Source organism: Exiguobacterium sp. SH5S4, assembly GCF_004337045.1.
GTDB classification, from domain to species: Bacteria; Bacillota; Bacilli; order Exiguobacteriales; family Exiguobacteriaceae; genus Exiguobacterium; species Exiguobacterium aurantiacum_A.
In genome coordinates this window covers 1-19,380 of the sequence record NZ_SJUQ01000011.1, presented here as the reverse complement: position 1 = coordinate 19,380, position 19,380 = coordinate 1, and the positions used below count along the sequence as shown (strand labels likewise).

At 48.3% G+C, this 19,380-nt stretch carries 19 protein-coding genes; 13 read left to right on the top strand and 6 right to left on the bottom strand.

Features of this window, described 5'->3' with window-relative positions; translation table 11 throughout:
- Positions 1–15 precede the first annotated feature (15 nt).
- Positions 16–2,895 carry a DEAD/DEAH box helicase gene (locus EVJ32_RS07800; protein ID WP_131457782.1) on the top strand — a complete coding sequence of 960 codons (2,880 nt, stop codon included), beginning with the start codon at positions 16–18 and terminating at the stop codon, positions 2,893–2,895.
- 20 nt (positions 2,896–2,915) lie between these two features.
- Here EVJ32_RS07800 and EVJ32_RS07795 read toward each other — a convergent pair whose 3' ends face one another.
- Complete coding sequence (locus EVJ32_RS07795) at positions 2,916–3,329, bottom strand: (deoxy)nucleoside triphosphate pyrophosphohydrolase (protein WP_070328000.1); 414 nt, start codon at positions 3,327–3,329, stop codon at positions 2,916–2,918.
- Between the two features lie 242 nt (positions 3,330–3,571).
- Here EVJ32_RS07795 and mqo point away from each other — a divergent pair, with 242 nt between their 5' ends.
- The 3 genes from mqo (at position 3,572) to EVJ32_RS07780 (ending at position 6,384) form a co-directional block, all read left to right on the top strand.
- Positions 3,572–5,071, top strand: a complete 1,500-nt coding sequence (mqo, locus tag EVJ32_RS07790; RefSeq protein ID WP_131457781.1) for a malate dehydrogenase (quinone) — start codon at positions 3,572–3,574, stop codon at positions 5,069–5,071.
- 114 nt (positions 5,072–5,185) lie between these two features.
- Complete coding sequence (locus tag EVJ32_RS07785; RefSeq protein ID WP_131457780.1) at positions 5,186–5,674, top strand: hypothetical protein; 489 nt, start codon at positions 5,186–5,188, stop codon at positions 5,672–5,674.
- A gap of 14 nt (positions 5,675–5,688) precedes the next feature.
- Entirely contained in the window at positions 5,689–6,384 is a 696-nt protein-coding gene (locus EVJ32_RS07780) for a uracil-DNA glycosylase family protein (protein WP_131457779.1), read from the top strand.
- Between the two features lie 30 nt (positions 6,385–6,414).
- On the opposite strand, the gene EVJ32_RS07775 is transcribed toward EVJ32_RS07780, so the two are convergent.
- From EVJ32_RS07775 to adhP, 3 genes are all read right to left on the bottom strand, one after another.
- Positions 6,415–6,939: a CarD family transcriptional regulator gene (locus tag EVJ32_RS07775; protein ID WP_016510581.1), complete on the bottom strand. Its 525-nt coding sequence runs from the start codon at positions 6,937–6,939 to the stop codon at positions 6,415–6,417.
- A 104-nt stretch (positions 6,940–7,043) separates the two neighbouring features.
- The gene (locus EVJ32_RS07770; protein ID WP_070328004.1) at positions 7,044–7,478 is read right to left on the bottom strand and encodes a MarR family winged helix-turn-helix transcriptional regulator; all 435 of its coding nucleotides are present in this window, start codon (positions 7,476–7,478) and stop codon (positions 7,044–7,046) included.
- A 161-nt stretch (positions 7,479–7,639) separates the two neighbouring features.
- On the bottom strand, positions 7,640–8,671 hold the full coding sequence (adhP, locus tag EVJ32_RS07765; RefSeq protein WP_070328005.1) for an alcohol dehydrogenase AdhP: 1,032 nt from the start codon (positions 8,669–8,671) through the stop codon (positions 7,640–7,642).
- A gap of 192 nt (positions 8,672–8,863) precedes the next feature.
- On the opposite strand from adhP, the gene EVJ32_RS07760 reads away from it, so the two are divergent.
- Positions 8,864–9,607, top strand: a complete 744-nt coding sequence (locus tag EVJ32_RS07760; protein WP_131457778.1) for a hypothetical protein — start codon at positions 8,864–8,866, stop codon at positions 9,605–9,607.
- Positions 9,608–9,655: 48 nt separating this feature from the next.
- Here the strand turns inward: EVJ32_RS07760 and EVJ32_RS07755 are convergent, their stop codons facing one another.
- Entirely contained in the window at positions 9,656–11,440 is a 1,785-nt protein-coding gene (locus tag EVJ32_RS07755; RefSeq protein ID WP_131457777.1) for an SLC13 family permease, read from the bottom strand.
- Positions 11,441–11,630: 190 nt separating this feature from the next.
- Between EVJ32_RS07755 and EVJ32_RS07750 the strand changes: the two genes are divergently transcribed.
- Genes EVJ32_RS07750 through EVJ32_RS07740 form a run of 3 tightly spaced genes read left to right on the top strand, consistent with a single transcriptional unit; the run spans position 11,631 to position 13,873 of the window.
- Entirely contained in the window at positions 11,631–12,377 is a 747-nt protein-coding gene (locus EVJ32_RS07750; protein ID WP_131457776.1) for a methionine ABC transporter ATP-binding protein, read from the top strand.
- The gene (locus EVJ32_RS07745; RefSeq protein ID WP_071398721.1) at positions 12,370–13,032 is read left to right on the top strand and encodes a methionine ABC transporter permease; all 663 of its coding nucleotides are present in this window, start codon (positions 12,370–12,372) and stop codon (positions 13,030–13,032) included. The genes EVJ32_RS07750 and EVJ32_RS07745 overlap by 8 nt, the downstream gene beginning before the upstream one ends.
- Before the next feature lie 25 nt (positions 13,033–13,057).
- Complete coding sequence (locus tag EVJ32_RS07740; RefSeq protein WP_131457775.1) at positions 13,058–13,873, top strand: MetQ/NlpA family ABC transporter substrate-binding protein; 816 nt, start codon at positions 13,058–13,060, stop codon at positions 13,871–13,873.
- A gap of 33 nt (positions 13,874–13,906) precedes the next feature.
- Here the strand turns inward: EVJ32_RS07740 and EVJ32_RS07735 are convergent, their stop codons facing one another.
- Positions 13,907–14,743, bottom strand: coding sequence for an aldo/keto reductase (locus EVJ32_RS07735; RefSeq protein ID WP_131457774.1), 837 nt, complete (start codon positions 14,741–14,743; stop codon positions 13,907–13,909).
- Between the two features lie 137 nt (positions 14,744–14,880).
- On the opposite strand from EVJ32_RS07735, the gene EVJ32_RS07730 reads away from it, so the two are divergent.
- The 5 genes from EVJ32_RS07730 (at position 14,881) to EVJ32_RS07710 (ending at position 19,147) form a co-directional block, all read left to right on the top strand.
- On the top strand, positions 14,881–15,945 hold the full coding sequence (locus tag EVJ32_RS07730) for a FecCD family ABC transporter permease (RefSeq protein ID WP_131457773.1): 1,065 nt from the start codon (positions 14,881–14,883) through the stop codon (positions 15,943–15,945).
- Positions 15,942–16,943 carry a FecCD family ABC transporter permease gene (locus tag EVJ32_RS07725; protein WP_035386808.1) on the top strand — a complete coding sequence of 334 codons (1,002 nt, stop codon included), beginning with the start codon at positions 15,942–15,944 and terminating at the stop codon, positions 16,941–16,943. The genes EVJ32_RS07730 and EVJ32_RS07725 overlap by 4 nt, the downstream gene beginning before the upstream one ends.
- A gap of 19 nt (positions 16,944–16,962) precedes the next feature.
- On the top strand, positions 16,963–17,916 hold the full coding sequence (locus EVJ32_RS07720; protein WP_131441310.1) for an ABC transporter substrate-binding protein: 954 nt from the start codon (positions 16,963–16,965) through the stop codon (positions 17,914–17,916).
- Positions 17,917–17,940: 24 nt separating this feature from the next.
- Entirely contained in the window at positions 17,941–18,645 is a 705-nt protein-coding gene (locus EVJ32_RS07715; protein WP_131457772.1) for a hypothetical protein, read from the top strand.
- 100 nt (positions 18,646–18,745) lie between these two features.
- A complete protein-coding gene (locus tag EVJ32_RS07710) occupies positions 18,746–19,147 on the top strand; it encodes a hypothetical protein (protein ID WP_131457771.1) in 402 nt (133 codons plus the stop codon).
- Positions 19,148–19,380: the final 233 nt, after the last annotated feature.

Genomic DNA, 19,380 nt, shown 5'->3' with positions numbered 1-19,380 from the left:
AAGCTGGAGGATCAAATGAGCCATTTTACAGACCAATTAAAAAATTCATTGGAAAAAGGGTTTCTTGATAAGAATCATCATCATATCAGCCCATTTAAACCAGAGCTACTCGTCAATGAGAAGAGCAAGCGGCAAGACGTCTTAACTTCTTTGACGGATGAGTTAAAAGTATGTCGGTCCTTTTTATTTTCTGTCGCATTCATCACCGAATCGGGGTTAGCGACACTAAAATCGACGCTCTTCGACTTACATGAAAAAGGAATTCGCGGAAAAATCATGACCTCGACGTATCAATTCTTCAACCAACCAAAAGTCTTTAAAGAACTACTTAAGCTTCAAAACGTTGAGGTCCGCATCGCCGAAGTTGAGGCGTTTCATTCAAAAGGTTACATTTTTCAGCATAATGAATACTACTCATTAATTGTTGGAAGTTCCAATCTGACGTCTGGAGCGTTAAAAACGAATTATGAATGGAATGTAAAATTGACATCTCATGAGAATGGGGAAATTGTTGAACACTTTTTACTACAATTTGAGGACATGTGGAATGAGTCGATTCAGCTGACGGCAGAATGGATTACGGCGTATGAACGAGTCTATCGTCCGATCTTCGGTGATCGGGTTGCCGAGTTTCCAAGTCGGTATGATGTGAATCGAATCGAAGACGCGTTACGAGTAGAGCCGAATTCGATGCAGCTCGCTGCCTTAAACGGAATCGAAGCAGTTCGTGCCCAAGGAAATCAGCGTGCCCTCGTCGTTTCCGCTACAGGTACAGGAAAAACATATTTAGCCGCTTTTGATGTACGCCGTTATCATCCGAATAGAATGCTGTTCGTCGTTCACCGAGAGCAAATTCTTCAAAAAGCAAAAGCAGATTTTCAAAGAGTAATTGGCGGGAAAGACGAAGACTTTGGTATCCTTTCGGGTTCAAGCCGAGCAACGAATGCTAAATATATGTTCGCAACGATTCAAACGATTTCAAAACAAGAGACGTTGAATCAATTTGACCCGGATACGTTTGACTATATTTTGATTGATGAAAGTCATCGCGCCGGTGCGAATACGTATCAACGAATGATTGAGTATTTTACACCGCGATTTTTACTTGGTATGACGGCAACTCCTGAGCGTTCGGACGGATATGACTTGTTTAAACTGTTTGACTACAACATTGCGTATGAAATCCGATTACAAGAAGCGCTTGAAGAAGATATGCTGTGCCCGTTTCATTATTTTGGGGTGACAGACCTTGCGGTGAGTGGAAATCAAGTTGAAATGGATATGTTTAATCAACTCGTTTCATTAGAGCGAGTTACACGAATTGTGGAAAAAATTGATTACTACGGATTTTCTGGAGAACGTTTGTGCGGATTGATGTTTTGTAGTTCAAAACGAGAGGCAAAACGATTATCTGAAGAATTGAATCGGCGTGGATTTAGAACTTGTGCATTAACTGGAGATGATTCACAAGAGAAACGGCGACTTGAAGTTGCGAATCTTGAAGAAGGGCGCTTAGATTATATTCTGACAGTTGATATCTTCAACGAAGGAATTGATATTCCAAGCATTAACCAAGTCGTTATGCTTCGTCAGACAGAGTCGAGTATTGTTTTTGTTCAACAGTTAGGACGAGGATTGCGCAAACATGACTCGAAACGGTATGTCACAGTAATCGATTTCATCGCAAACTATAAAAATAACTATTTAATTCCGGTTGCTTTATCGGATGACCATTCTCAAAATAAAGATTCGATTCGACGGAAAGTGATTGATCGTAGTTATATGTCTGGAACATCGACAATCAATTTTGAAGCAATTGCAAAAGAACGTATTTATGAATCGATTAACCAAGCAAGATTAACGGATTTAAAAGTATTGAAGGAAGCCTATCAAAACTTAAAGAACCGTTTAGGCCGTACACCAATGCTTCTTGATTTCATCGAAAATCATTCGATGGATCCAATTGTCGTGGGAACGAAAAAGGGGCACTATGGAGAACTGTTAAATACAGTAGAGCGTGATCTTCCGAATCTTCCACATTCTCATTCGCAAGTATTATTGATGGTGACTCAAGAGTTATTATCAGGGAAACGAGTTCATGAAGTTTTGTTGTTACAAGCACTTCTACACCGGAAGACAGTGACAAAACAAGAGTTTATGAACTTGCTACTTGAACAAGGCGTTCGTTGTGATGAAGCAACGTTGCAATCTTTAGAGAATGTATTATCGTTAGGCTTTTTCAAAGATGCAGATCAATTGAAATACGGAGGTCACCCGCTCATTACATTGGAAAATGAAGCGTATCAGTTGTCTTCGCACTTACAGTCGCTATTAACAAATGAATGGTTCTACCGCTTGTTTAACGACGTGTTACAGTCTTCGCTCGCAAGAAGTGAGCGTTACGATCAAACTAAACCTTTGACAAGACTTGAGAAATATACGAGAAAAGATGCGTGCCGGCTTTTGAACTGGGATAAAGAAGAGCAATCAACGATATACGGCTACAAAGTTAAACATCAAACGTGTCCGATTTTTGTAACGTATCATAAAGGTGAAGACGTGGAAGCAAGTGTGAACTATGGAGATACATTTATCAATCCTGAAGTATTCCATTGGTTTACGAGAAGTCGCAGAACAACTAAGTCAGAAGAAGTTATTAAAATTGTAAATTCGAAACAGCGAGACATCGACGTTCATCTGTTTGTGAAGAAAGATGACGATGAAGGTGGAGATTTCTACTACTTAGGAGAAGTGACCCCGGATCTGGAATCAGTTCAAGATACGACAATGCTGAATCAAGATGGACAGGAATTGCCCGTAGTAACGATGAATTTACTTTTACAGGAAAGCGTCGATCAACAAATCTACGACTACCTTCATGAGCAAACGCATTGAAAAAAGCCGAGACGTGTTTTTTACACGTTCTCGGCTTTCGTCGTTTGATTGATGACGTCATTTACGGCAGGGATATCTGCTGGCGCCCAGACGAGGGAATGTAAGTTTTCTCGTTTCAACCAGATCAAAGCGTCATGTTCCGTTGCAACCGGAGTGCCTGACTTCAATTCAGCACGCAGTGAAATTAATTGAATGATAAACGTCTCATATTCATGAACGTGTTCATTAATCACTTCATGTGCTGTGATTTCACAGTTTAACTCTTCAAGAATTTCTCGCTCAAGTGCTTCTTGTAGATTTTCACCAGCTTCGACTTTCCCACCAGGAAACTCCCACATATTTGAGATAAGCATATCGGTTGAGCGAAGTGCGCACAAAATCTCTTGGTTCTCATTTTCGATTACAGCTGCTACAACTTTTACTTTTTTTTTCATACTTCTGACCTCGCTCTGTTCGTTTAGTTGCCTTCATCATACCATTCGAAACAAAGTGTGACGTCGGCGATTTCCGAAGTGTAAACTCGATAAAAAGTTTCATCTCTATTTTCACTACTTAACCCTTATCTTTCATCACAAAAGCGTTATAATCAGTATAACGAGTACAAAGAAACGATCGGCGAATGGGGATTTACTGAGTCGTTTCATACACAAATTCAGGGGAGAAGGATGGGGTTTTCATGAGCAGTGTCCAGAAGAGAACAGACGTCATTTTGATTGGTGCGGGAATTATGAGCGCGACGCTCGGGTCGCTCTTTAAAGAGCTCGTACCGGAGTGGGAAGTCAAAGTGTTCGAGAAGCTCGCAAGCGCAGGGGAAGAAAGCTCGAACGAATGGAATAACGCAGGAACGGGGCATGCCGCCCTCTGCGAGTTGAACTATACGACCGAGAATTCGGACGGCACGCTCGACATCTCAAAAGCGATTAACGTCAACGAGCAGTTCCAAATCTCGCGCCAGTTTTGGGCGCATCTGGTGAACAAAGGATTGATTCAACAACCGGAAGACTTTATCCGCTCGATCCCACATATGAGCATGGTCCAAGGGGAGAAAGATATCCGCTTCTTGAAGAAACGTTTGGAAGCGCTAACAAATAATCCGTTGTTCGATGGTATGGTGTTATCGGACGATCCGGAGCAGTTGCGCGAATGGATGCCGATCGTCATGGAAGGTCGCACGATCGATGAGCCGATTGCCGCGACGAAAATTGACTCAGGGACGGACGTCAACTTCGGCGCGCTGACGCGGGTGCTGTTTGACCATTTGACGAATCATGATGTCGAGGTCAACTACAAGCATAGCGTCGAGGACGTGACACGGCTGCCAGACGGGCTATGGGAAGTGAAAGTGAAGGACATCGAGGCGAATACGATCGAGACGCATACGGCGCCGTTCCTCTTTATCGGCGGCGGTGGCGGCAGCTTGGCGCTGTTGCAAAAGACGGGTATCCCGGAGTCGAAGCATATCGGCGGATTCCCGGTGAGCGGGTTGTTCCTCGTCTGTAAAAACCGTGACGTTATCGAGCAGCACCACGCCAAAGTATACGGTAAGGCGAAAGTCGGCGCGCCGCCGATGTCGGTGCCGCATCTTGATACACGTTACATCGATGGACAGAAAGAGCTCTTGTTCGGACCGTTCGCCGGCTTTACGCCGAAGTTCTTGAAGACAGGCTCGAACCTCGACCTCATCCAATCGGTCAAACCGTACAACGTCGTGACGATGCTTGCGGCCGGGGCGAAAGAGATGCCGCTCACGAAATATTTGATCGAGCAAGTGCTCTTGTCGCACGACAAGCGGATGGACGAGCTCCGTGAGTTCATCCCGACCGCGAAAAACGAGGATTGGGAAATCGTCGCCGCTGGTCAGCGTGTGCAAGTCATCAAAGACACGCCAGCAGGCAAAGGCACGCTCCAATTCGGGACAGAAGTCGTCAGTGCGGAAGACGGTTCGGTCGCGGCGCTCCTCGGCGCGTCACCTGGTGCGTCGACTGCCGTCCACGTCATGTTGAAAGTGCTCGAGCAGTGCTTCCCTGAGCAGTTGCCGGAATGGGAGCCGAAGATCAAGCAAATGGTGCCATCGTATGGCGTCTCGCTCTCAGACCATCCTGAGCTGTTCAAGACGATCCACGAATCGACGGCAATGGCGCTCGGCTTGAAAGAAAAGGGTGTCGTGCACAATTGAATCGGTTGAAGCGAGAATGCGAAAATATTCTCGCTTTTTCTTTTGAATTGCAACATTAAAAACCATATATTGGTTATAAATAAAAGGTGAATACCATCATGTAGGAGGTAGAGGATGGATAAAATCAAGCTTACACAGTGGGAAAGAAAAAAGTATGGTGCTTATCTCGAACACCTGCGAAAATATCCGGACAGTTACGAGTATTGTGTCCTCCCTCATTACGAAGACTATATGGAGACGGCGAAGACGGAATGCGTCCAAATGGGTGATTGCTATGCTGTCCTGATGAAACAAGGGGATCATTATGTTTTGGTCGCCATATTGTTTGATATCGAGTCGGAAGTCACAGAAATATTGGAGTGGCTAGATCATACAGAAGTCCGGTGCCTCACGCCAACAACGGAGACAGTGATCGTTCGAGACGCATCCGAGATCTTGGATGAAGTAAAGTTCAAAGGGCAGCCGCTTTTGCTGATTGAGAAAGGGACTCAAACATTTTTGATTGATCCAGAAGACTTGAACGAAGTGACGGAAGCTTATGACCAGTACAACAAGATTAACAATACAGGATTAGCTGAAGATGTGACTTTACAGACTGATTGAGAGGAGACCGGGGCATGTGTTCAGTTGAAGTGTTAAAAAGTTGGGTCGAACGTGCGCCCCATCCCTACTATTTCCGACCGTTCGTCAGTAAATCCCCGAGTTCAAAAGGCAACGTCTTCATCGTTGGCATCAATCCAGCGACGCCGATGCATAAGGACGACTTTGCAAGTGCTGAAGAGTATATCGATACATTTTGTCATCGAGAGCAGTTTTTAGAGCGCGTGAAGATGATTCGCCGTTCGCAAGGGAAGACGGACTTATCACGCACGCGGATCGGCTTGAATAAATTTGTCGAAGATTTAGAGCTGAGGGCGAATGGAGAAGTTGAAGTGATTGAGACGAATATGAACGCCTATCCGACGAGACGAGCGAAAGATTTGCTTAGCGTAAATCCTGACTTGATTCAGTATGGGAATCGAGTGTTCCGAGAATTGTTATTCACCTATCGACCGAAAGTAATTATTGTCCATAGCAAACAGGCACTCGGCGAACTGCTCGGTTTGCTTGAAGAGGAGCACATGGTTCCACGTCAGACATTCAATCGAAACCTTCGACTCTGCGACTGGATTGCAAAAGGCCCGATTCCATTTACATACCGTGACGGTGGAATCGGGACGGTGCTATGCTCGAAGCATTTTATGTACCACGGGAACTTAGGGATGAGCTTCCAACCGTTGAAGGAACAAGTGTTACAGGCGTTCAGACAATAAAAAAAGACCACTTCATATAGAAGGGTCCAATCAAGTGGCGGCAACAGGTTCAGCGCTCAAATAAGCGGCAATCTGTTGATCGATGACTTCTTCCGACAAATGAAGCGCGAGTGAAAGTTCTTTCACAAGAATCGTTTTAGCGTTTTCTAAAATCTTACGATCCTGTTCATATAACTTTTTGTTCAACGAGACTGCTTCGGTTTGTCTCCGAGCAAGTGTGTTGATGACTTGAGCGATATCGTGACGGTTGCCCGAATGAACGACATGCAAGAATTCGCGGTTCCGGTTATTCGGATGGGGATTCCATTCGACACCAGGAGAGCGGAACGATTCGAGGATCTCTTTTGCTTCTTTAGCTTCCAAGAGTGTCAACATCATGACTTTGTCACTATCGACCGGAATACTGATCTGTAGCTTCTGCGCGTTGTTGATTGGATGGAGCGTATAGTACGACTTCGTCTCACCTGCGACCGTCATATCGGAAATTTCGTCAATGCGACAAACTCCGTGGGTCGAATAGATGATTAAATCATCAATTTTGAACAAATCGATCACCTCTTCCTAATATCCATTATAGAGGTAATTGATGTAAATTGTCAACCCGGTTGACATTGAAGGCCGCACAGACGGAAAAAACCTCTTCTTATGATGAGAAGAGATCAGAGTTTCCAGTCGGTTTGGAGCAACGTCTGCAATTGATTAAACGCATCGTCGCCAAGTGTCGTGGCAATTTTTTGTTCGAGATCGGCTTTTAGCGCCTCGTTTTGTTCATAACAGCGGATACCGAGGTCGGTCAGCTGAATGCATTTGTCTTTTCGGCTCGTCGGGTGGTCGGTCACCGTGACGAGCTCTTTTGTCTTCAAGTTCTTGATCAGTTTATGGATCGCCTGGCGTGACACATGGACGTTCCGTGTCACTTCGGAGATGGTCGGATTCTTTCGGTAGATGCGGGCGAGGATGTACCATTCCGAGTTGGAGATGTAAATATCATGTTGTTCGTTCCATGCCCGTTCGCTAATGCGTCGGATTTGATCGTGGCGCTCACCGAGCAGATCCAAAAGGTGCGTTGGCGTAAGTTGTTCGTATGGAGTCAAATTGGTCACTCCTATTCTGTTTTGTCGTTCCTAACTATACAAAAGCGGATAGGGCGCGTCAATGCGCTAGTATCTCAATTTCAACTGAACAGATGATCATGTCATACGATGACCCGGTTTAGACGCTAGTAAAAAAACGAGACCAAATGGCCTCGTTTTTTTTACTGGCATTCTTTATTTTTGAAATCGATGACCATTCGTCCTTGAATTTTACCTTGTTCCATCTCTTCGAAAATATCTTGGACTTCGTGGAGGCAACGTTTCTGGACGACCGGTACGACCTTTCCTTCGGCCCCGAATTGGAAAGCCTCTTCTAAGTCTTTACGTGTACCGACGAGTGATCCGACGACTTCGATGCCATCGAGGACGAGACGTGGGATATTCAAATCCATTGTTTCAGACGGAAGTCCGACCGCGACAACTTTTCCACACGCTCTTACAGCGTCGACCGCAGAGTTGAAGGCTACTTTTGAAACGGCCGTGACGACCGCAGCATGTGCGCCCCCGAGTTGCTCTTGGATGATTTTGTCCGCAGCGCCCTCTGTCACTGGATTGATGATCATATCGGCGCCACTGTCTTTAGCGAGTTTGAGTTTGTCATCATTGATGTCGACTGCGACGACGTACGCATTGAACACGTGTTTGGCGTACTGAATTGCCAGGTTACCAAGACCACCGCATCCATAGATAACAACGATTTGACCTGGCTTCACGTCAGCCACTTTAATGGCTTTATACGTCGTGACACCGGCACACGTGATACTCGAAGCTTGTGCCGGATCGAGTCCGTCTGGTACTTTGACAGTGAAATCGGCCATTACGATACTTTGCTCGGCCATCCCGCCATCAACGCTATATCCAGCGTTTTGTACGTGGCGGCAGAACGTTTCGCGTCCGGTCGTACAGTACTCACAACGCCCGCAGGCATGATACATCCAGGCGATACTGACGCGGTCTCCGACTTTCAAACTCGTTACGTCGTCAGCAATTTTTGAAACGATCCCGATGCCTTCGTGTCCGAGTACGCGGCCTTGGACATCACCGAAATCTCCCGCGGCAACGTGTAGGTCCGTGTGACATACGCCACAATACTCGACGTCGACAAGCGCCTCTCCAGAATTTAGTGGGCGCAACTCCTTTTCAACCACTTCGATATTCGCTTTGTTAGATGAATTGACTACGACTGCTTTCACTTTATCCCACGCTCCCCATCCTAATTATAGGTAATTAAAGATATGTAATTACCAAACTGATAAGAAAAGAATAGCATAAAAAAGGGAATGAAAACGCTTAACTAACGGCGGAATCTTGTCGCTTTCATGAACTTTTTTCACATATAGATTTCGGGAAACAGTATGAGACAGAACACGAAAGGGGGATGAATCGTGCCGACACGCACCGACCTGTTTCAAGCCTATAAACAGAAAATCATTGAGCTTCCTGATATGGACGAAACGACGTTGAAGAGCGAGATGTTCCTTCTCGAGGAAGACCCGAAGAAGCAATTGACCATTTATTATGCCCCGTTCGAATACATCAATCCGAATGCTAAAATCGTCATTGCTGGCATCACGCCGGGTCTCTATCAAATGCGACAGTCGTTCGAGGCGATCCGCGACTTGGCTGACGCCTCGGATGAAGCAGCGCTCCAGGCCGTCAAACAGCGCGGCAGCTTCTCAGGGCCGATTCGGAAGAACTTGGTGACGATGCTCGACGACTTGGACTTGCATCACCATCTCCAAATCGAATCGACGCTCGACTTGTTCGGTGAGGCGAACCATCTCGTGCAGAACACCGCTGTGTTGCCTTATCCGGTCTTCTACAAAGGCAAGAACTATAACGGTTCGAGTCCGGACATGTTAAGAACGGAGCTGTTCCGTTCATACGTCGAGGGAAGTTTCGCCGACGAGATGGCCGTCCTCGAAGATGCGCTCATTTTACCGATGGGTGTCAACGTGCGTCGGGCCGTCGAGACGCTCGTCGCTCGAGGACTCGTCGCACCAGAACGTGTCGTGAGCGGGTTTCCGCATCCGTCAGGCGGAAACGGACACCGACATCGTATCTTCGCTGAGAACCGTGACGCGATGAGGTCTCATATTGCCGACCATTTCAAGCGTCACCCGATTTGAGTGCACAAAAGGCAGAAAGCGCGATCGCGCTTTCTGCCTTTTCGAACGTTACATATATAGCACATAAATCATCATAACCGAGACAACGAGGAAGAGGAGGCTCATGACTCCTCCGGCCTTCATATAGTCCGCGTTGCGGTAACCACCCGGTCCCATGATGAAGGCGTTGACTTGATGGGTCGGTAAAATGAACGAGTTCGAAGCCGATACCGCGACAAGTAGCGCGAGACCGATCGGATCGATGTTGAACGTATCGGCCATCATCAGAACGAGCGGGACGAGCAAGACGGTCGCTGCCACGTTTGACATGAAGAGTGAGAAGAACATCGTGATGATCCCGATGATGAATAGAATTGCGAGCGTGCTCCACCCGCCAACGAGATTGACGATGGCGTCCGCCGTATAAGCGGCAGCGCCACTCTTTTCAAAGGCTATACCGAGCGGGATGAGCCCGGCTAGTAAGAACACGGTCTTCCAGTCAATGGCTGGGTAAATCTCATCTTTCGGGATGACACCGAGTAAAATCATCAGCAGGGCTCCCGTAAAGAAGCTGAGCGACAGTGGAAAACCGAGAAAGACGAGACCGAGGGCGACGATGATTGAAAACAAGGCTGGTTTTTTCTTGTTTTGCTGTGGTGCGAGTTCGGGTGCTTTCACATCGCTTAAAATCGCGACTTCGCGACCGTTCCGCAAATTGATCAAATCTTTCCAGCTGCCGTAGACGACGAGTTGCATGCCGGCTTCGAACGGGACGTTTTCCAGTTTTGTCTGCGTACCGTCGCTTCCGACGATGGCAAGCGGCTCAAGTCGGAAATTTTTTCTGAAGCCAATATCGCGGAGCGTCTTCCCGATGAACGGCGACGTCGGCGGGATGATGATCTCAGCGAACCCGCTCTCGTCTTCATTTTCAAGCGAAGCGAAGTATTCAAGTTCAGGTTTGATGGTCAGTTCATAATCGGCCGCGAAGCGACTGATCGCCTCGTCCGTTCCGAGGATGGCGAGCGTCTGCCCGATGGCGAGGCGAGTCTTGCGCCAAGGGCCATAGACGTGGCTCTCACCTTCGCGAAGTGCGAGAATGTTGATCCCATACGTCGACCAAATATCGAGTTGTTCAATCGTTTGTCCGGCAAGGCGAGCGTTGACGTCGAGCTCATGGATGTCGGTCGTCAATTGATGCGTTTCTTCCATGAAAGAAGCACTCGTCGTCTGCGTTTCCCCGGACGCTTTCGGCAAGACGAGGCCGCCCGCGAAGTAGAAGTAGAGGATGCCGGTCGCGAGCAAAACGAGACCGATTGGTGTGACAGCGAACAAGTTTAAAGCGTCAAACCCGGACTCGGTCAACAAGTCGTTCAAGATGATGAGCGGACCCGAAGCGACCATCGTCAACGTTCCTCCGAGAATGGCGGCAAACCCCATCGGCATGATCAGCTTGGAAGCCGGGATGTTGGCATTTTTACTGATCCGCTTTAAGGCCGGTAAAAATAAGGCGGCCGCGCCGATGTTTTGCATGAACGCCGAGATGAGTCCTACGGTTGTCGATGTCGTTGCCATGACGTTCTTCTCTTTGACCCCGACTCGTTTCGTGATAAACTCTGCGACGACGGTCATGATGCCGGAACGTTCGACCCCGTAACCGATCAACATAACCCCGATGACAGAAATGACAGCGTTTGATGCGAATCCAGAAAATGCCTCATTAGCCGTGATGACACCGGTCCATGGCAAGATGACCATGATCAAGACGGCGACGAGGTCGGTCCGGAGTTTATCGGTGACGAATAAGACGATCGCTAGCGCCAAGACAGCGAAGGTCAATAGTATTTCGGTAGTCATTCACATACCCCCTGTGGTATTGGTTGATTTTATTATAAGTGTCTAGAAGGCTTAAAGTGAAGTAAAACGTACTTCAAGCTCAAACCGAACCATTTTGATGAGCCGCCTCAACTGACAATTGCTCTTTAGTTCGCTAAAATGAAGAACGGTTATCATCCACTTTTTCAGTATGAAAGAAAGGGGACGGTCTATGATCACGTTAACGAATGTAAGCAAACAGTTTGGTCGTGACGAGGCGGTCCGTGACGTCTCGCTCCAGATTGAACGAGGCGAGATGTATGGCATCATCGGTGCGAGCGGTGCCGGCAAGTCGACGCTGCTGCGCCTGATGAACTTGCTCGAGACGCCGGACGCAGGGACGGTCACGGTCGATGGGAACGAACTGACGAGTCTATCGAGCCGGCAACTCCGCGAACAGCGACACGTCATCGGGATGATCTTTCAACAGTTCAACCTCGTCGGCAACAAGACGGTATATGACAACGTGGTCGCCCCGCTTAAACTGGCACGACGACCGCAGGCGAAGCACGAGGAACGGGTGCTCGAATGCCTCCGCTTTGTCGGACTCGAGTCGTTTAAGGACAAGTACCCGGCCCAGCTGAGCGGCGGGCAAAAGCAACGCGTCGCCATCGCCCGGGCGCTCGCGAACGAACCGCACGTCTTGTTGTGTGACGAGCCGACTTCGTCGCTCGACCCGAACACGACGGCCGAAATCCTCGGCGTGCTGAAGTCGATCAACGAGGCGCTCGGTGTCACGATCGTCATCGTCACCCACGAGATGGACGTCATCAAGCAAGTGTGTGACCGCGTGACCGTCATGGCGGATGGATCGGTGTATGAGACGCTCGATCTCGTCCCGCGTGGTGTCCCGGAAATCGACAATAATCCGGCTTGGTTCGTCAACGAGTTGCGAAAGGCGGGTGAGCCGAATGCCTGACGTGCTCGTTCAATATCAGACCGAGATTTGGCGCTCGATCGGTGAGACGTTCATCATGGTCGGCGTCTCGATCCTCGCCGCCGTCCTCGTCGGCTTACCGCTCGGAACGTGGCTCTACTTGTCTCGGAAAGGGCAGTTGCTCGAGAATCGGGCCGTCTTCTCGGTGCTCAACTTGGTCGTCAACATCGTCCGCTCGTTCCCGTTCCTGCTCCTCGTCGTGTTTTTGATTCCATTTACGCGGCTCATCATCGGAACGGCGCTTGGGACGGCGGCAGCGACCGTGCCACTCGCGATCATCGCCATCGCCCACTACTCTCGTCTCGTCGAACAGTCGCTCCTAGACGTCCCGCGCGGCGTCGTCGAGGCGGCCGTATCGATGGGGGCGTCGATCAAAGACGTCATCTTCAAATTCTTATACGTCGAGGCCCGGTCCGGACTCGTCCTCGGGCTGACGACGTCGATCATCAGCTTCATCTCGTACTCGACCATCATGGGGGTGGTCGGGGGCGGCGGCATCGGCGACTTCGCCATCCGCTACGGCTATCAACAGTTCAAGACGGAGCTGATGCTGTATATGATCTTCATCATGCTCGTCTTCGTCCAGCTGATCCAGTTCACCGGTACGACGGTGGCCCGGGTCATCGACAAACGCTAATCACCTACAGAAAGAAGGAAAATCAATGAAAAAATTAATGGCACTCTTCGCCTCACTCACCCTCGTCCTCGCGGCGTGTGGAACTGACAACGAAACAACGACGGAAGCACCGACGAACGAGCCGCAGACGCTCAAAGTCGCCTCGCTCATCCCGCCGATGACCGACATGCTCGAGATCGCGAAAGACCAGCTCGCAGAAGACAACATCGAACTCGAAATCGTCGTCCTCGGCGACAACGTACAACCGAACACGGCGCTCGCGGCGAAAGAAGTCGATGCGAACTTCTTCCAGCACGTCCCGTACATGGAAGAGTTCAACCGCAGTAATGACGCCAACCTCGTTCCGATCGAACCGATCTATTTCGCCAACTACGGCGTCTACTCGAAAGAGTACGACAACATCGACGACATCCCAGAAGGCGCGACGATCGCAATCGCGAACGACGTCTCGAACATCGACCGCTCACTCTCGCTGCTCGCGCAGCACGACGTGATCAAACTTGGGGAGAAGACCGGTTCGTATTACACGCAAGCGGACATCACGGACAACCCGAAAAACATCAAGTTCGAAGAAGTCGATCTACTCATGCTCGCGCGTGCCTATGACGACGTCGACGCGGTCCTCATGACGCCGGCGTACGCGGCACCGCTCAACCTTACGCCGAAGAGCGACGCGCTCTTGACGGAAGGGGTCGAGAACGACTTCGCCATCACGCTCGTCGCCCGCGAAGACAACAAGGACGATGAAGCAATCCAGAAACTCGGTGAAGCGCTCACGAGCGACGAAGTCCGTGCATTCTTAAAAGAGAATTACGAAGAAACGGCGATCCCGGCGTTTTAACGAAAAAAATGAGCCCATGCGGCTCATTTTTTTTTAGAATTCTTCGTATTCTCTCGGGTCTTGGTTGTCGATGCGGCCATCCGGTTTCGTCAACGCATTGATGGTCTCCATCTCGTCTTCGGTCAACTCGAAGTTGAAGATGGCGAGATTTTCTTGTTGGTGCAGCTCGCTCGACGAACGCGGGAGCGGGATGACGCCGAGTTGGATGTGCCAACGCAGGATGACTTGCGACACGGTCTTGCCTTTTTGGTTGGCGAGCTCGGTGATTGTCTCGTCATGAATGACGGTCCGGGCCCGGCTGAGCGGACTCCACGCCTCAGTGACGATATCTCGCTCTTTGTCGGCTTGACGTTGCTCGACTTGCGAGAAGTAAGGATGGAGCTCGATTTGGTTGATGACCGGTGTCTCACCCGTTTCTTCGATTAAGCGGTCGAGATGCTCGGACATGAAGTTCGAGACGCCGATCGAGCGGATCCATCCGTTCTGTTTCGCTTGGATGAGCGCGCGCCATGCCTCGACGTATTTATCTTGCTTCGGGTTCGGCCAGTGGAGTAAAAATAAGTCCCAATAGTCGAGGTTGGCCCGGTAGAGCGACTCTTGAATCATATTGAGGGCCTCATCATAATCGAAATACTGACCACGCAGTTTCGACGTCAAAAATAACTGCTCACGCGGGATACCGGACTGGCGGACCGCTTCCCCGAGCGCCCCTTCGTTGTCGTAGCGAATCGCTGAGTCGATGAGACGATAACCGTTGCGAATCGCGCTCGTGATCGCGTCGACACCGGTCTCGCCTCGTAAGAAGACGGTACCGAGTCCGATAGCCGGAATCTCGTAACCGTCGTGTAGTTTGATGGTCGGAATGTTCATAAAATGCCTCCTCATTCAAAATCCGTTCTCTTGTCCGCTATTCCACTTTCCCGGGGAATGAAACGTTTGAACTGTATTAAAAACTATTTTTATACAAAATAGCCTTGACTGATTGAGGCAGGTAAAGAATAATACTTATGTTGATAATGATTATCATTATCTATGAAAAGAAGCGGAAAGGAATTGACGTGCGACTCATTCAAGCAAAATCAAATTTAATTAAATTTACGTATTGGATACTTTTTGGCTTATGTTCAATCGTGATTGTGTCAAGTTACTCAATTACAGTCGGGGCAGCCACAATCCCTATCTCTGCTATTCAAGACGCCATTTTTCATTATGATTCATCTAATGCCCAACACGTTGTGATTTGGGATTTGCGTTTGCCAAGAGTGTTTGCGGCTATACTCGTTGGAGCATCCTTTGCCGTAGCTGGAGCCATCATGCAAGGAGTGACACGAAATAGCTTAGCGGATCCGGGTATTCTTGGGATTAACGCAGGCGCTGCATTCGCATTGGCGATTTCATTCGTATTTTTCCCGAACATCTCGTTTACGCTGTTAATGTTTATTACGTTCATCGGAGCTGTAATAAGTATGGGTTTAACGTTCGGTGTGACGAGCTTATACGGTCAAGTTACCGCACTGCGTCTCGTGTTGGCTGGTTCGGCAGTCTCGGCCTTATTTTTTGCTTTAAGTGAAGCAGTCACCATCTATTTTAAAGTGTCGCAAGATGTGGCATTTTGGTATGCCGGAGGACTCATCGGTGTTTCGTTCGAACAATTAAAAGTCGTGGCACCATGGATTGTCGCCATGTTGATGTTTGCGATTCTATTCAGTCGCAAAGTTACGACGTTAAGTCTTGGTGAAGATGTGGCGATTGGTTTAGGAGAAGACGTTAGGAAATCAAAATTTATGCTAGCGTTAGTCGTCCTACTGTTAGCTGGTGCCTCGGTCTCGATGGTCGGTCCGATCGGCTTTATCGGTTTAGTAGTTCCTCATATGGTTCGTGGGATTGTCGGGGTTGACTATCGATATATCATTCCATGTTCTGCTATATACGGTGCTTTGTTATTGCTTATCTCTGACCTGTTGGCCCGAACCATCAATCCCCCTTATGAAATCCCAGTGGGTGCAATTTTAGCTTTGATTGGGGTCCCGTTCTTCCTACACATCGCGCGAAAAGCGAGGCGTGAACTATGAGAAAGCCATATATTGTTTGGACCGGTATGCTCATTGTGAGTTGGTGGATAGTTGCACTGTATAGCATCAATTCAGGGTTCATATCCCTTACTCCACAAGAAGTGTTAGACACCCTCTTCGGTCAAGGGACAAGTCAACAGACAATGATCTTGTTCGATTTGAGGTTGCCGCGAATTTTCTTGGCTTCATTCATCGGCTTCGGACTTGCTATTTCAGGGGCTACTTTACAAGCGACGATGCGAAACAGCTTAGCTGAACCAGGTATATTAGGCATCAATGGCGGAGCAGGGCTATTCGTCGTATTATTCGTCACTTTGTTGCCGACCACTTCAAACGAGTGGATTCAAGCGGTCAGCTTACCGGTGGTCGCGCTAATCGGTGGGGTGCTAACCGCCTTCATCATTTATGTGTTAGCTTACAATCGGAACGAAGGAACACCGCCGATTCGGTTAATTCTAGTTGGAATCGGTGTGGCGTCTGGGATGAGTGCGTTAATGATCGTATTGACACTTGCGTTGAATCCTTTTCAGTACCAATTCACAAAACTTTGGTTGGCCGGCAGTATTTGGGGTGCTTCTTGGGAAAAAGTTGCTTCACTGCTCCCTTGGCTCTTGATCGGTGGAGGGCTCTTAATGTACCGCAGCCGCTATTTAGATGTGTTGACGTTTAAAGAAGACATGGCTGTCGGCTTAGGGGTGAAAGTGGAACAGACCCGGCTGTGGTTGAGCTGGATTGCGGTAGCGGTTGCTAGCGCTTGTGTGGCCGTCGGTGGCGGCATTAGCTTTGTCGGTTTGATCGCACCTCACTTGACGAAGCAACTGATCGGGACAAAGCATCGGTATGTTATTCCGATTTCAGGTCTAGTGGGAGCACTGCTCGTTTTGACAGCTGACACAATCGGACGCCTTATTTTACAGCCTAGTGAGATACCGGCGGGAATTGTTATCGCAATCATCGGAGCCCCTTACTTTTTACATTTGCTCGCTAAAAAAATATAAACAGAAAGCAGGATGAGATATGAAACATTTATGGCTTGCCACAATGGCGGCACTCCTTTTAGTGATCGGTGTTGGATGTGCCCAGTCAGAGACTGAGACGAAAACAGCGACGACTGAAAAACGAACGATTGAACATGCCGGAGGGACGACAGAACTTTCATCAGATGTTGAGAAGGTAGTCGTTCTTGTCCCTGGATGGGAAGATTATTTGTTGTCACTCGGCATTACGCCGGTCGGTGTCACGAATGGTTTTGAGCAAATTGGCGATGGGGTCTTGCCTTATCTACAAGAAGATTTGAAAGATGCCCAGCGTGTCGGTGACCCATATCAAGGGAATTTTGAAGCGATTATGGCGACAGAACCAGACGTTATCATCGGGGATGTCTGGTTGAAAGAATCTTATGACCAATTGAACGCGATTGCGCCGACCATATTGATTGGTTCGGAAGAGGGAGACGTGGACCCGAAAGAGTGGGAGACGAACTTTTTGAAAGTAGCAGAAGTGTTCGGTAAAGAAACAGAAGCGGAAAATATCATCCAACAGACAAATGATCGTGCGGAAGAGTTATCTGCGCAATTTGAAACTGAACTAGGGGATGAAAAAGTTGCATTCCTTCGCGTGCGCCCGAAAGATCGAGGTCTTAACATTTATGCGAAAACAGATCATCCGTTGAACACGTTGATGTATGAGAATCTGAAATTAAATGCCGCGAACATGGTACCAGCGGATGGTGGATCGAGTGAATTATCTTTCGAAAAAGTGCCTGAAATTGACGCTGACCATTTATTTTTCCAAGTCGACAATAACGGGAAAGCTCACATGGAAGAGATTAAAAACAGTAACCTTTGGCAATCCGTCCCGGCCGTTCAAAAAAATCAAGTTCATCCTGACGACTATTGGGTATACATGGCCTGGGGACCTAAAGGACGAAATTTGATCATGGATCAACTTGAAGGACATCTACTGAAATAAGCCGCACAGAAAGGAGGAGTCATGATGACTGATGAAATGCATCGCTATTTAAAAGACGAATATGGAATTGTGATCGATTCGACGTCATCACTAGACTTTTCTTACGATGAGTTGCTGACGGATGCAAGTGTGGTCTCTTCCCTTCTACGGCATCAACAACAGCAAATGGAAAACTGTCATCCGGTCGTGGCAGGGACACTGTTTGCCAAACGCTATTCGGTTTTGTTCATGGGGTTACTCGACGCATTCAACCGATTCGATTGTCTAGTAATTCCACGTCTTAATAGCGGCGGGATTCGGTGCATCGAGGATGGTTGTATGGAATTTGTTATTCATAAATATGACGTGTTTTCGTCTCAAGACGGACACGACACGAACGAAGCCTGGGTTCGCTGGCTTACCAGTCACCTTACTCCTTTGCTAACAAAAGTTTCAGACGAAACAAAAGCAAAATTGTCTCACATGTATAGCCTGATTTCACATAATCTATTTCAAATCGATTTACAGATGGAGCAATCAGAGCCTGAACATGCAGACGAATATCGTCAGAACCTGCATACGCTGATCGATGACGGAGTGAAAAGCGCAAATCCGTTGAATATGACGTTCAAGCTAATCGATAATGGAACTGAGAGCTATTATGTGCGCAAACATTGTTGCTTGGCGTACGTGAAACAAAATCGTGATCGTTCCTCATGTTGCGGAACGTGTCCGTTGTTGCATAATTGATTTGTTGAAACCGCTCGTGCGTTGCCGAGCGGTTTTTAAATGCGTTCATTTCGATTGAAGAATTATTATTTTTTGAGATAATATGAGTGAGGTGATTGGGATGAAGTTGTGGTGGACAATCGGTTTGATAGTGGCGGTTGCGTTACTTTACGTGAATGACGCTTGGTACGGGGGTGCGGCGACATTTGGTGTGCCGATCGGTTGGATGATTTCGATATTGATTTTAGTGAAGCTCACGTATCCGAGACGTAAAGTATGGTCCGCATTTGTGAGTGTGTTTTTAGTCGGCACTACGACCGTACTTTCGATTCCGACTTACTCGGTCGCTGCCGCGGAACAAGAATTGTCCACAACGCACGGGAGCGTCACTTATACGGAAAGTGTGCGAACGAACGGGGACGAATGGAATCCGTTCGTTTCAACTGTCGCGTATGTATTTGAAACGGAGACGGGGGAGTCGATCCTGTTCATCCCGGACACTGGGAAGTCGTTTGAACTATAAAAAAACTCGTCCCCACGTGGGAGGGCACTGAAAAACTTCAAATGATTTTAAGCAGATGAGCGTCGTCCCGGATGGGATGACGCTCATCTGCTTTCATTGCCCTTCGAGCCGCCCTGTCCGGCACGCCGCTTTCCTGGGGGCGGTCAGCGAGCCGCATCGCGACGATGTCGCTGCTGGGTCTCGCCTTGCCCGCTGTTCCCCCGGGAGTCGGCGTGCCCTCGGGGCGACGCTGT